The following is a 12,985-nucleotide window of genomic DNA, read 5'->3' on the forward strand; positions in this document are numbered from 1 at the left end:
GTTATGGCTAAATCAGCACTGTTTACGGTGCGTAAAAACGAGCCCTGCCCACAATGTGGGGCTGAACTGGTTATTCGTTCCGGGAAACACGGTCCGTTTCTCGGTTGTTCACACTATCCAGAATGCGATTACATCCGTCCGCTGAAATCTTCCGCGGACGGACATATTGTCAAAGTTCTGGAGGGTAAGCTTTGTCCTGCATGTGGCGCCGAGCTGGTGCTGAGACAGGGAAGATTCGGGATGTTTATTGGATGCAGCGATTATCCAACGTGTGAACACACCGAACTTATCGACAAGCCAGATGAAACAGCAATAGTTTGTCCTCAATGCCAGACTGGCCACCTGGTCCAGCGGCGTTCCCGTTATGGCAAAACGTTTTACTCCTGCGATCGCTATCCGGAGTGCCAGTTTGTCATTAACTTCAAACCGTTGGCCGGAGAGTGTCCTGAGTGCCATTATCCGCTACTCATCGAAAAGAAAACCGCGCAGGGTGTGAAGCATTTCTGTGCCAGTAAACAATGTGGAAAGCCGTTCTCGGCGGAATAAAAAAGTGAATAATAACCTGCCCACAGGCCCTATCGCTGCTGCGATAGCGGTTCTGAAACAAGAAAAAGTCATCGCCTATCCAACAGAAGCTGTATTTGGTGTCGGCTGCGATCCCGACAGCGAAACGGCTGTTACCCGTCTGTTGGCGCTAAAACAACGCCCAGTCGATAAAGGCTTAATTTTGATTGCGGCAAATTTTGACCAGCTCAAGCCCTATATTGACGATAGCACGCTTTCAGATGCTCAACGTGAGGCTGTGTTCGCTCGCTGGCCTGGTCCTGTCACCTTCGTTTTCCCTGCGCCCGCGACTACGCCTCGTTGGTTGACCGGTCGTTTTGACTCGCTGGCCGTGCGAGTCACCGATCATCCGCTGGTGGTTGCATTGTGCCAGGCTTATGGCAAACCGTTAGTCTCCACCAGTGCTAATTTGAGTGGCTTACCGCCTTGCAGAACGGTAGAGGAAGTCCGCGCGCAGTTTGGTACAGACTTTCCCGTAGTTGAAGGGGAGACCGGAGGGCGTTTGAATCCTTCGGAGATCCGTGATGCTCTGACCGGTGAACAGTTTCGACAGGGGTAATATGAAAGAAGCCTATGCTGTTTTTGGTAATCCGATAGCGCACAGTAAATCGCCCTTTATTCATCAGCAATTTGCAGAGCAGTTGAAAATTGATCACTCCTATGGACGTGTACTGGCACCTATCAATGATTTTGTGAATACGCTGAATGCCTTTTTTGCTGAGGGTGGGAAGGGGGCAAATGTCACTGTGCCTTTTAAAGAAGAGGCGTTTGCGCGTGCCGATGAATTAACGGAGCGGGCATCGCTTGCTGGAGCGGTCAACACTCTTAAACGACTTGAGGATGGGCGTTTACTGGGAGATAACACGGATGGTATCGGCTTATTAAGCGATCTTGAACGTTTATCTTTCATTCGCCCCGGATCGCGGGTTCTGTTGATTGGTGCCGGTGGCGCATCCCGTGGGGTTTTATTACCTCTTCTTTCTCTGGATTGTGCGGTAACCATCGTTAACCGTACTGCTTCGCGCGCAGAAGAACTGGCACAAATCTTCTCCCATACCGGCAGCGTGCAGGCGGTGGGTATGGACGAGCTTGATAATTACAGTTTTGATTTAATTATTAATGCGACATCCAGCGGAATTAGCGGTGAGGTACCAGCCATTCCGACATCGCTTATTCACTCATCTGTCTATTGCTATGACATGTTTTATCAGCAAGGGAATACACCGTTCCTTTCCTGGTGTGCTGAACATGGGGCGAAACAGTATGCCGATGGTCTGGGGATGCTGGTGGGACAAGCAGCGCACGCCGTTTTACTCTGGCATGGTGTATTGCCACAGATTGAGCCCGTCATCAAAAGCATGCAACAGGAAATGTCGGCATGAATCAGGCGATCCAGTTTCCCGATCGAGAAGAATGGCGGACGGATATTAGCGCCGTTGTTTTCCCGGCGTTGGTCCATGGTATGCAGTTAACATGCGCTATATCAGGGGAGACGTTGGCGTCCCGCTTTGGCGGCTGCACGCCTGAACAATGGCTGGAAACCTTTCAACAGCATCGCTGGGACCTGGAAGAAGAGGCCGAAGCATTGATCCAGGACCAGCAGGAAAACTCTCAGGGTTGGGTTTGGTTACTCTGATTTAAATACTCATCTTTCCATTTAACGTAGTTGTTAGCAGAGTATTTTAAGCCTGCTTTCTCTTCGTCACTTAATGGACGGATTTGTTTAACCGGACTACCCAGGTACAAATATCCACTCTCCAGGCGTTTGTTTTGCGGCACCAGGCTTCCTGCCCCAATCATAACGTCGTCTTCTACCACTACGCCGTCCAGTAAAATTGATCCCATACCGACCAATACGCGGTTGCCAATGATGCAGCCGTGTAGCATGACTTTATGACCGACCGTCACATCCTCACCCACGATCAATGGATTACCTTGCGGATTAGATGTGGATTTATGTGTGACATGGAGAACGCTGCCGTCCTGAATGTTTGTACGGGCGCCGATTTGTACATAGTTGACGTCGCCACGAATCGCAACCAACGGCCAAATCCCGACGTCATCAGCCAAACGAGTATCACCAATGACGACGCTACTGGTGTCGATCATCACGCGTTTTCCGATCTGTGGGAAAAGATCCTTATAAGGACGTAATACATCAGACATGTTTACCTCAATGAAAATAGAGCAGTAATGAAGACTTTGGTTGGATTATTGAGACTGTGCAAGTGATTTAGCTATCAAAAATCAGCCAAATTGCGCAGGAATATAGCGAAAGGGGTGAAAAACAAGCACTCAGCAAAAAAGATCCAAAAAATACTTGTGCTAAAAAATGGGATCCCTATAATGCGCCTCCATCGACACGGCGGATGTGAATCACTTCACGCAAACAGCCGGTTCGGTTGAAGAGAAAAACCTGAAAATGAGGGTTGACTCTGAAAGAGGAAAGCGTAATATACGCCACCTCGCGACAGAGCGCTAAAGCGCGTCGCAACTGCTCTTTAACAATTTATCAGACAATCTGTGTGGGCACTCGAAGATACGGATTCTTAACGTCGCAAGACGAAAAATGAATACCAAGTCTCTGAGTGAACACGTAATTCATTACGAAGTTTAATTCACGAGCATCAAACTTAAATTGAAGAGTTTGATCATGGCTCAGATTGAACGCTGGCGGCAGGCCTAACACATGCAAGTCGAACGGTAGCACAGAGGAGCTTGCTCCTTGGGTGACGAGTGGCGGACGGGTGAGTAATGTCTGGGAAACTGCCCGATGGAGGGGGATAACTACTGGAAACGGTAGCTAATACCGCATAACGTCGCAAGACCAAAGAGGGGGACCTTCGGGCCTCTTGCCATCGGATGTGCCCAGATGGGATTAGCTAGTAGGTGGGGTAACGGCTCACCTAGGCGACGATCCCTAGCTGGTCTGAGAGGATGACCAGCCACACTGGAACTGAGACACGGTCCAGACTCCTACGGGAGGCAGCAGTGGGGAATATTGCACAATGGGCGCAAGCCTGATGCAGCCATGCCGCGTGTATGAAGAAGGCCTTCGGGTTGTAAAGTACTTTCAGCGAGGAGGAAGGTGTTGTGGTTAATAACCGCAGCAATTGACGTTACTCGCAGAAGAAGCACCGGCTAACTCCGTGCCAGCAGCCGCGGTAATACGGAGGGTGCAAGCGTTAATCGGAATTACTGGGCGTAAAGCGCACGCAGGCGGTCTGTCAAGTCGGATGTGAAATCCCCGGGCTCAACCTGGGAACTGCATCCGAAACTGGCAGGCTAGAGTCTTGTAGAGGGGGGTAGAATTCCAGGTGTAGCGGTGAAATGCGTAGAGATCTGGAGGAATACCGGTGGCGAAGGCGGCCCCCTGGACAAAGACTGACGCTCAGGTGCGAAAGCGTGGGGAGCAAACAGGATTAGATACCCTGGTAGTCCACGCCGTAAACGATGTCGACTTGGAGGTTGTGCCCTTGAGGCGTGGCTTCCGGAGCTAACGCGTTAAGTCGACCGCCTGGGGAGTACGGCCGCAAGGTTAAAACTCAAATGAATTGACGGGGGCCCGCACAAGCGGTGGAGCATGTGGTTTAATTCGATGCAACGCGAAGAACCTTACCTACTCTTGACATCCAGAGAACTTAGCAGAGATGCTTTGGTGCCTTCGGGAACTCTGAGACAGGTGCTGCATGGCTGTCGTCAGCTCGTGTTGTGAAATGTTGGGTTAAGTCCCGCAACGAGCGCAACCCTTATCCTTTGTTGCCAGCGGTTCGGCCGGGAACTCAAAGGAGACTGCCAGTGATAAACTGGAGGAAGGTGGGGATGACGTCAAGTCATCATGGCCCTTACGAGTAGGGCTACACACGTGCTACAATGGCATATACAAAGAGAAGCGACCTCGCGAGAGCAAGCGGACCTCATAAAGTATGTCGTAGTCCGGATTGGAGTCTGCAACTCGACTCCATGAAGTCGGAATCGCTAGTAATCGTGGATCAGAATGCCACGGTGAATACGTTCCCGGGCCTTGTACACACCGCCCGTCACACCATGGGAGTGGGTTGCAAAAGAAGTAGGTAGCTTAACCTTCGGGAGGGCGCTTACCACTTTGTGATTCATGACTGGGGTGAAGTCGTAACAAGGTAACCGTAGGGGAACCTGCGGTTGGATCACCTCCTTACCTTAAAGAACCGACCTTTGTAGTGCTCACACAGATTGTCTGATGAAAATTAGCAGTAAGAAAATCTCTGCAGGCTTGTAGCTCAGGTGGTTAGAGCGCACCCCTGATAAGGGTGAGGTCGGTGGTTCAAGTCCACTCAGGCCTACCAAATTTCTGCTGATGCTGCGTTGCGGCGACGCTCACATACTTCAGTATGCTTCGCGTCACCACGCCTTGCCTCAACAGAAATTAAGGTTAAACGAGATTTAACTACGATGGGGCTATAGCTCAGCTGGGAGAGCGCCTGCTTTGCACGCAGGAGGTCTGCGGTTCGATCCCGCATAGCTCCACCATTCCTTACTGCAAAAACACAAGAAAACTTCAGAGTGTACCTGAAAAGGTTCACTGCGAAGTTTTGCTCTTTAAAAATCTGGATCAAGCTGAAAATTGAAACGACACACTGTTTCATTTCTCCGTAAACAAGAAATGAAAAGCGGTGTGTCCGAGTCTCTCAAATTTTCGCAACACTGAAATGTTTTACGAAACATCTTCGGGTTGTGAGGTTAAGCGACTAAGCGTACACGGTGGATGCCCTGGCAGTCAGAGGCGATGAAGGACGTGCTAATCTGCGATAAGCGTCGGTAAGGTGATATGAACCGTTATAACCGGCGATTTCCGAATGGGGAAACCCAGTGTGATTCGTCACACTATCATTACGTGAATACATAGCGTAATGAAGCGAACCGGGGGAACTGAAACATCTAAGTACCCCGAGGAAAAGAAATCAACCGAGATTCCCCCAGTAGCGGCGAGCGAACGGGGAGCAGCCCAGAGTCTGAATCAGCATGTGTGGTAGTGGAACGGTCTGGAAAGTCCGGCGATACAGGGTGACAGCCCCGTACACAAAAGTGCATGTGTTGTGAACTCGAAGAGTAGGGCGGGACACGTGGTATCCTGTCTGAATATGGGGGGACCATCCTCCAAGGCTAAATACTCCTGACTGACCGATAGTGAACCAGTACCGTGAGGGAAAGGCGAAAAGAACCCCGGCGAGGGGAGTGAAAAAGAACCTGAAACCGTGTACGTACAAGCAGTGGGAGCCTCTTTATGGGGTGACTGCGTACCTTTTGTATAATGGGTCAGCGACTTATATTCTGTAGCAAGGTTAACCGAATAGGGGAGCCGAAGGGAAACCGAGTCTTAACTGGGCGTTAAGTTGCAGGGTATAGACCCGAAACCCGGTGATCTAGCCATGGGCAGGTTGAAGGTTGGGTAACACTAACTGGAGGACCGAACCGACTAATGTTGAAAAATTAGCGGATGACTTGTGGCTGGGGGTGAAAGGCCAATCAAACCGGGAGATAGCTGGTTCTCCCCGAAAGCTATTTAGGTAGCGCCTCGTGAATTCATCTTCGGGGGTAGAGCACTGTTTCGGCTAGGGGGTCATCCCGACTTACCAACCCGATGCAAACTGCGAATACCGAAGAATGTTATCACGGGAGACACACGGCGGGTGCTAACGTCCGTCGTGAAGAGGGAAACAACCCAGACCGCCAGCTAAGGTCCCAAAGTCATGGTTAAGTGGGAAACGATGTGGGAAGGCACAGACAGCCAGGATGTTGGCTTAGAAGCAGCCATCATTTAAAGAAAGCGTAATAGCTCACTGGTCGAGTCGGCCTGCGCGGAAGATGTAACGGGGCTAAACCATGCACCGAAGCTGCGGCAGCGACACTATGTGTTGTTGGGTAGGGGAGCGTTCTGTAAGCCGTTGAAGGTGTGCTGTGAGGCATGCTGGAGGTATCAGAAGTGCGAATGCTGACATAAGTAACGATAATGCGGGTGAAAAACCCGCACGCCGGAAGACCAAGGGTTCCTGTCCAACGTTAATCGGGGCAGGGTGAGTCGACCCCTAAGGCGAGGCCGAAAGGCGTAGTCGATGGGAAACAGGTTAATATTCCTGTACTTGGTGTTACTGCGAGGGGGGGACGGAGAAGGCTATGTTAGCCGGGCGACGGTTGTCCCGGTTTAAGCATGTAGGCGGAGATTCCAGGTAAATCCGGAGTCTTGTTAACGCTGAGGTGTGATGACGAGGCACTACGGTGCTGAAGTAACAAATGCCCTGCTTCCAGGAAAAGCCTCTAAGCATCAGGTAACACGAAATCGTACCCCAAACCGACACAGGTGGTCAGGTAGAGAATACCAAGGCGCTTGAGAGAACTCGGGTGAAGGAACTAGGCAAAATGGTGCCGTAACTTCGGGAGAAGGCACGCTGATATGTAGGTGAAGTGATTTACTCATGGAGCTGAAATCAGTCGAAGATACCAGCTGGCTGCAACTGTTTATTAAAAACACAGCACTGTGCAAACACGAAAGTGGACGTATACGGTGTGACGCCTGCCCGGTGCCGGAAGGTTAATTGATGGGGTTATCCGTAAGGAGAAGCTCTTGATCGAAGCCCCGGTAAACGGCGGCCGTAACTATAACGGTCCTAAGGTAGCGAAATTCCTTGTCGGGTAAGTTCCGACCTGCACGAATGGCGTAATGATGGCCAGGCTGTCTCCACCCGAGACTCAGTGAAATTGAACTCGCTGTGAAGATGCAGTGTACCCGCGGCAAGACGGAAAGACCCCGTGAACCTTTACTATAGCTTGACACTGAACACTGGTCCTTGATGTGTAGGATAGGTGGGAGGCTTTGAAGTGTGGACGCCAGTCTGCATGGAGCCAACCTTGAAATACCACCCTTTAATGGCTGGTGTTCTAACGTAGACCCGTAATCCGGGTTGCGGACAGTGTCTGGTGGGTAGTTTGACTGGGGCGGTCTCCTCCTAAAGAGTAACGGAGGAGCACGAAGGTTAGCTAATCCTGGTCGGACATCAGGAGGTTAGTGCAAAGGCATAAGCTAGCTTGACTGCGAGAGTGACGGCTCGAGCAGGTGCGAAAGCAGGTCTTAGTGATCCGGTGGTTCTGAATGGAAGGGCCATCGCTCAACGGATAAAAGGTACTCCGGGGATAACAGGCTGATACCGCCCAAGAGTTCATATCGACGGCGGTGTTTGGCACCTCGATGTCGGCTCATCACATCCTGGGGCTGAAGTAGGTCCCAAGGGTATGGCTGTTCGCCATTTAAAGTGGTACGCGAGCTGGGTTTAGAACGTCGTGAGACAGTTCGGTCCCTATCTGCCGTGGGCGCTGGAGAATTGAGGGGGGCTGCTCCTAGTACGAGAGGACCGGAGTGGACGCATCACTGGTGTTCGGGTTGTCATGCCAATGGCATTGCCCGGTAGCTAAATGCGGAAGAGATAAGTGCTGAAAGCATCTAAGCACGAAACTTGCCCCGAGATGAGTTCTCCCTGACCCTTTAAGGGTCCTGAAGGAACGTTGAAGACGACGACGTTGATAGGTCGGGTGTGTAAGCGTAGCGATACGTTGAGCTAACCGATACTAATGAACCGTGAGGCTTAACCTTACAACGCCGAAGATGTTTTGGCGGATGAGACATCGAAATTCAGCTTGATTACAGATTACATCGACAGGCCCGAGAGGTGTGTTGATAAACAGAATTTGCCTGGCGGCTGTAGCGCGGTGGTCCCACCTGACCCCATGCCGAACTCAGAAGTGAAACGCCGTAGCGCCGATGGTAGTGTGGGGTCTCCCCATGCGAGAGTAGGGAACTGCCAGGCATCAAATTTAGTGTGCTGATATGGCTCAGTTGGTAGAGCGCACCCTTGGTAAGGGTGAGGTCCCCAGTTCGACTCTGGGTATCAGCACCAGTTTTTCGGTTAAAGTTTGGCACTTAGAAAAGAATTTGTCTGGCGGCTGTAGCGCGGTGGTCCCACCTGACCCCATGCCGAACTCAGAAGTGAAACGCCGTAGCGCCGATGGTAGTGTGGGGTCTCCCCATGCGAGAGTAGGGAACTGCCAGACATCAAATAAAAACAAAAGGCCTAGTCGAAAGACTGGGCCTTTTGTTTTATCTGTTAAACGCCGGGTTGTATCCGGCGCATGGCTTTAATGGATAACCTGCGACAAAAACGCACGAGTGCGTTCAGATTTGGGGTGAGCAAAAAACTCATCCGGTGCTGCCTGTTCAACAATCTCGCCAAGATCCATAAAGATCACCCGGTCGGCCACTGTGCGGGCAAAGCCCATTTCATGGGTAACACACAGCATGGTCATGCCTGATTGTGCCAGACCTATCATGGTATCAAGCACTTCTTTTACCATTTCAGGATCCAACGCTGATGTGGGTTCATCGAATAACATAATTTTAGGTTTCATGCACAGCGAGCGTGCAATGGCCACGCGCTGTTGCTGCCCACCAGAGATTTGCCCAGGATATTTATGCGCATGTTCAGCAATGCGAACTCGCTCAAGGTAGTGCATTGCCAGAGCTTCAGCCTCTTTTTTTGGCATCTTTTGCACCCAGATCGGTGCCAGCGTGCAGTTTTGCAGGACCGTCAAATGAGGAAAGAGATTAAAGTGCTGAAAAACCATGCCAACTTCTTGTCTGACGCGCTCAATATTGCGGATATCTTCATTGAGTTCGATCCCATCCACCACAATACGTCCTTGCTGATGCTCTTCAAGATGGTTGATACAGCGGATAGTTGTCGATTTACCCGAACCGGAAGGTCCGCATAATACGATGCGTTCTCCCTGCTTTACCTTCAGGTTGATGTTTTTCAGGACGTGAAACTGTCCGTACCATTTGTTGACGTTTTCCAGCGTAATCATCGCGTCGGTAGACGGCATTAATAATTGGCTCATAAATTCCTCAGTGCGGTGTACGCCCGGTGTTAAAACGTTTTTCCAGATGTTGGCTGTAACGCGACATGCTAAAACAGAAGATCCAGTAAATCAGTGCAGCGAAAACATATCCTTCCGTCGACATACCCAACCATGCAGGGTCCACAGTTGCCTGCTGCACGCTACTGAAGAGATCAAACAGGCCGATGATGATGACCAGACTGGTATCCTTAAACAGGGCGATAATCGTGTTAACCAGACCCGGAATAACCAGCTTGAGGGCTTGCGGAAGAATGACCAGCCCTTGCGTTTTCCAGTACCCTAACGCCAGTGATTCAGCGGCTTCATACTGACCTTTTGGTAGGGCCTGTAACCCTCCGCGAACCACTTCTGCGACATACGCCGACTGGAAAAGAATCACGCCGACCAGCGCCCGGATAAGTTTGTCGATACTGGTCCCTTCCGACATAAACAGAGGAAGCATGACTGAGGACATAAAAAGGACGGTAATCAACGGCACACCGCGCCAGAACTCAATGAAAATGACGGATAAAATCCGCACGACTGGCATATGAGACCGACGTCCAAGCGCCAGTAAAATACCCCACGGAAGCGCGCCCGCAATCCCCACGGATGCAATGATAAGCGTCAGTGTTAATCCGCCCCATTGTCGGGTTTCTACGCGCTCAAGTCCGAAAAAACCACCGTACATCAACCACCAGACCACCACGGGATAAACGACGGCCCAGACGGCGATATAGCGGCCACGGTGAGGAATAGATTTCCAGAACATAGGGACGATAGAGGCCAGGCCAATGATCAGGGCCAGATTTACGCGCCAGCGCTGATCGTGGGGATAAAGTCCATACATGAATTGCCCAAAGCGTTCATGAATGAACACCCAGCAAGCCCCTGCTTTGGTGCAGTCTGCGCGGGTTGAACCGACCCAATTGGCCTGAAAGAATACCCAGTTCATCAGTGGCGGAAGAAATGACCAAATCAGCCAAACGCACAGCAGCGTGAGCAGGCTATTTGACCAACTGGAGAACAGGTTTTTACGCATCCAGAGTAGACTGCGGCTTGCCGGGTTACTGTTCTGACGCGAGGGGTGAGACAGCAGTGCTTTTGTCATCATGGCTCCTTAGCGCTCAATCAGTGCAATACGGCGGTTATAAATATTCATCAGCAGAGAAATGCTCAGGCTGATGATCAGGTACACCGACATCGTGATAGCAATGGTTTCAATGGCTTGCCCTGTTTGATTGAGTACCGTGCCGGCAAACAGTGAAACCATATCCGGGTAGCCAATAGCGGCCGCAAGAGAGGAGTTTTTGACGATATTCAGATACTGGCTGGTTAATGGGGGAATGATGACGCGCAGCGCCTGTGGGATGATCACCTGGCGCAGTGTCACCGGATTTGGTAGACCCAGCGAGCGTGCTGCTTCATGTTGGCCATAAGGAACGGCCTGGATTCCCGCTCGAATAATTTCTGCAATAAACGCCGAGGTATACACTGAAAGCGCCAGCGTCAGGGCAGCCAGTTCGGGAATAAGCACCATACCGCCACGGAAGTTAAAACCGCGAAGGGCGGGGATATCCCAGTGAAGCGCTGCGCCAAACAGCCACTGTGAGATCATCGGTAAAAGCACGATCAGCGCCAGAGCCGTGGGCCAGGTCCGGCGTAGCTGACCGGTTTTAGTCTGGTGCATTCTGTTGTAGCGAAATAGCCCGATAGTGACGACGATAGTGATAATTACAGCGCCGCAAAAGGCAAAAAATCCTTCTCCTATTTGCGGTGCCGGAATATAGAGCCCCCGGTTACTCAGAAACATCAAGTCCAGCGCGTTAACGGCCTGACGTGGGCCGGGCAGGTTACGTAATACGGCGAAATACCAAAAGAAGATCTGCAGCAGCGGCGGTATATTGCGGAACGTTTCGATGTAGATCGTCGAGAGCTTTCGTAATAACCAGTTATCTGACAGGCGTGCCAGTCCGAGAAAGAAACCAATAATTGATGCGAAAACAATGCACAGTGCAGAAACTAATAGCGTATTGAGCAGGCCAACGATAAAGACACGGCCATACGTATCGCCTTGCTCGTAATCGATCAGATGCTGGACAATACCAAATCCGGCGCTGCGATCGAGAAAAGAGAATCCCGAGGTAATACCGCTATTATTCAGGTTATTTATCGTGTTATGGATGAGATAGACCGCAATGCTGATGACTGCAATGACGGCAAGTATTTGAAATAACCAGGCGCGGACCGCAGGGTTAGAAAAGGATAACGATCCTTTTACGATTGAGCGGCGATGGAACATAAGAAAACCTCGGTAACTATGACTCTGGACTGAGCGCCGCAGTCGCGGCGCCCGTTACATCACTACGTATTAGCGCACCGGTGGCGCATATTGAATGCCACCGTTATTCCAGAGGTTGTTCTGTCCACGTTTGATCTTCAGTGGGCTTTCCGATCCCACGTTACGCTCAAAGATCTCCGAGTAGTTACCTACCTGCTTGATAATGTTGTAAGCCCATTTGTTATCAAGCTTCAGATCCTTACCATAATCCCCTTCTTTGCCTAACAGGTGTGCCATATCCGGCGTTGCAGGATTAGCCGCTTTTTCATCGACGTTTTTCGAGTTAACGCCCATTTCTTCCGCATTCAGCATGGCGAACAGCGTCCAGCGAACAATGGAGAACCACTCATCGTCCCCACGACGTACAACAGGTCCCAGCGGTTCTTTAGAAATAACTTCTGGCAGGACAATCCACTCCGCAGGATTACTCAGCTTGATTCGCAGGGCGTACAACTGAGACTGGTCGGAAGCCAGCGTGTCGCAGCGTCCAGATTCCAGAGCTTTAGCTGATTCATCCGAGCGGTCAAAGGTGACAGGGGTGTACTTCATGTTGTTGGCTTTAAAGTAGTCAGCCACGTTCAGTTCGGTATCTGTTCCTGCCTGGATACAAACCGTTGCGCCATCCAGCTCTTTAGCACTCTTGAGACCCGCTTTATTGTGGGTAAGAAAACCAATGCCGTCGTAATACGTTACGCCAGTGAAAGACATTCCCATTCCTGCGTCACGAGAGGAGGTCCAGGTGGTATTACGAGAGAGCATGTCGACCTCACCTGATTGTAGTGCGGTAAAGCGTTCCTTGGCGGTGAGCGGGGTATATTTTACTTTGCTATCATCGCCAAATACGGCGGAGGCAACGCCACGACATACGTCGACATCAATACCTGAGAACTTACCGCTTGCATCGGCATAAGAAAAGCCAGGCAACCCGTCACTGATCCCACACTGCACAAAACCTTTTTTCTTTACGGCATCAAGTGTTGCGCCGGCATGTGCCTGATTTGCAACCGCAAGCAGCACGCCGGCCGCAGCCAGGCTGGCTATTATCATCTTTTTCATAGAGCATCCTGTGTGGAGGAATTATTGTTATGGAAACGTTCTGAAAACGTCTTTTACCTGTCTGTGGCTATGGCCATACTCTTTTAAGCAAAGGTAGTG

Annotated in this window: 9 protein-coding genes, 3 tRNA genes and 4 rRNA genes; 11 read left to right on the forward strand and 5 right to left on the reverse strand. The window is 50.9% G+C overall.

Annotated elements, in window-relative coordinates; all coding sequences use genetic code 11:
* Positions 1-3 precede the first annotated feature (3 nt).
* Genes HV350_RS02395 through HV350_RS02410 form a run of 4 tightly spaced genes read left to right on the forward strand, consistent with a single transcriptional unit; the run spans position 4 to position 2,200 of the window.
* Positions 4-546, forward strand: a complete 543-nt coding sequence (locus HV350_RS02395; protein WP_016154737.1) for a type I DNA topoisomerase — start codon at positions 4-6, stop codon at positions 544-546.
* A gap of 4 nt (positions 547-550) precedes the next feature.
* On the forward strand, positions 551-1,123 hold the full coding sequence (gene tsaC / locus HV350_RS02400; RefSeq protein WP_019078184.1) for an L-threonylcarbamoyladenylate synthase type 1 TsaC: 573 nt from the start codon (positions 551-553) through the stop codon (positions 1,121-1,123).
* Between the two features lies 1 nt (position 1,124).
* Positions 1,125-1,946: a shikimate dehydrogenase gene (gene aroE, locus HV350_RS02405; RefSeq protein ID WP_016154735.1), complete on the forward strand. Its 822-nt coding sequence runs from the start codon at positions 1,125-1,127 to the stop codon at positions 1,944-1,946.
* Positions 1,943-2,200: a DUF1488 domain-containing protein gene (locus HV350_RS02410; protein ID WP_101701259.1), complete on the forward strand. Its 258-nt coding sequence runs from the start codon at positions 1,943-1,945 to the stop codon at positions 2,198-2,200. The genes aroE and HV350_RS02410 overlap by 4 nt, the downstream gene beginning before the upstream one ends.
* Here HV350_RS02410 and HV350_RS02415 read toward each other — a convergent pair.
* Complete coding sequence (locus tag HV350_RS02415) at positions 2,176-2,730, reverse strand: gamma carbonic anhydrase family protein (protein ID WP_046274602.1); 555 nt, start codon at positions 2,728-2,730, stop codon at positions 2,176-2,178. The two genes, HV350_RS02410 and HV350_RS02415, sit on opposite strands and share 25 nt — an antisense overlap.
* A 469-nt stretch (positions 2,731-3,199) precedes the next feature.
* Between HV350_RS02415 and HV350_RS02420 the strand changes: the two genes are divergently transcribed.
* The 7 genes from HV350_RS02420 (at position 3,200) to rrf (HV350_RS02450) (ending at position 8,646) form a co-directional block, all read left to right on the forward strand.
* Positions 3,200-4,741 (forward strand): 16S ribosomal RNA (locus tag HV350_RS02420).
* Between the two features lie 71 nt (positions 4,742-4,812).
* Positions 4,813-4,889: transfer RNA gene (locus tag HV350_RS02425), tRNA-Ile, on the forward strand.
* 108 nt (positions 4,890-4,997) lie between these two features.
* A tRNA-Ala gene (locus HV350_RS02430) sits at positions 4,998-5,073 on the forward strand.
* A gap of 208 nt (positions 5,074-5,281) precedes the next feature.
* Positions 5,282-8,188 (forward strand): 23S ribosomal RNA (locus tag HV350_RS02435).
* A 98-nt stretch (positions 8,189-8,286) separates the two neighbouring features.
* Positions 8,287-8,402 (forward strand): 5S ribosomal RNA (gene rrf, locus HV350_RS02440).
* Positions 8,403-8,416: 14 nt separating this feature from the next.
* A tRNA-Thr gene (locus HV350_RS02445) sits at positions 8,417-8,492 on the forward strand.
* Between the two features lie 38 nt (positions 8,493-8,530).
* Positions 8,531-8,646: ribosomal RNA gene (gene rrf / locus HV350_RS02450) — 5S ribosomal RNA — on the forward strand.
* The 16S, 23S and 5S rRNA genes sit together here with 3 tRNA genes alongside, the layout of an rRNA operon.
* 84 nt (positions 8,647-8,730) lie before the next feature.
* Here the strand turns inward: rrf (HV350_RS02450) and HV350_RS02455 are convergent.
* The 4 genes from HV350_RS02455 to HV350_RS02470 all read right to left on the reverse strand — a co-directional run bounded on the left by HV350_RS02455 (position 8,731) and on the right by HV350_RS02470 (position 12,886).
* Positions 8,731-9,489: an amino acid ABC transporter ATP-binding protein gene (locus HV350_RS02455; protein WP_016154732.1), complete on the reverse strand. Its 759-nt coding sequence runs from the start codon at positions 9,487-9,489 to the stop codon at positions 8,731-8,733.
* Positions 9,490-9,496: 7 nt separating this feature from the next.
* On the reverse strand, positions 9,497-10,600 hold the full coding sequence (locus tag HV350_RS02460; protein ID WP_141875726.1) for an amino acid ABC transporter permease: 1,104 nt from the start codon (positions 10,598-10,600) through the stop codon (positions 9,497-9,499).
* 9 nt (positions 10,601-10,609) lie between these two features.
* Entirely contained in the window at positions 10,610-11,791 is a 1,182-nt protein-coding gene (locus HV350_RS02465) for an amino acid ABC transporter permease (RefSeq protein WP_141895670.1), read from the reverse strand.
* A 69-nt stretch (positions 11,792-11,860) separates the two neighbouring features.
* Positions 11,861-12,886: an amino acid ABC transporter substrate-binding protein gene (locus HV350_RS02470; RefSeq protein WP_003025295.1), complete on the reverse strand. Its 1,026-nt coding sequence runs from the start codon at positions 12,884-12,886 to the stop codon at positions 11,861-11,863.
* Between the last annotated feature and the right edge of the window lie 99 nt (positions 12,887-12,985).

Origin of the sequence: Citrobacter sp. RHBSTW-01013, assembly GCF_013781985.1 — a bacterium.
GTDB lineage: Bacteria > Pseudomonadota > Gammaproteobacteria > Enterobacterales > Enterobacteriaceae > Citrobacter > Citrobacter braakii.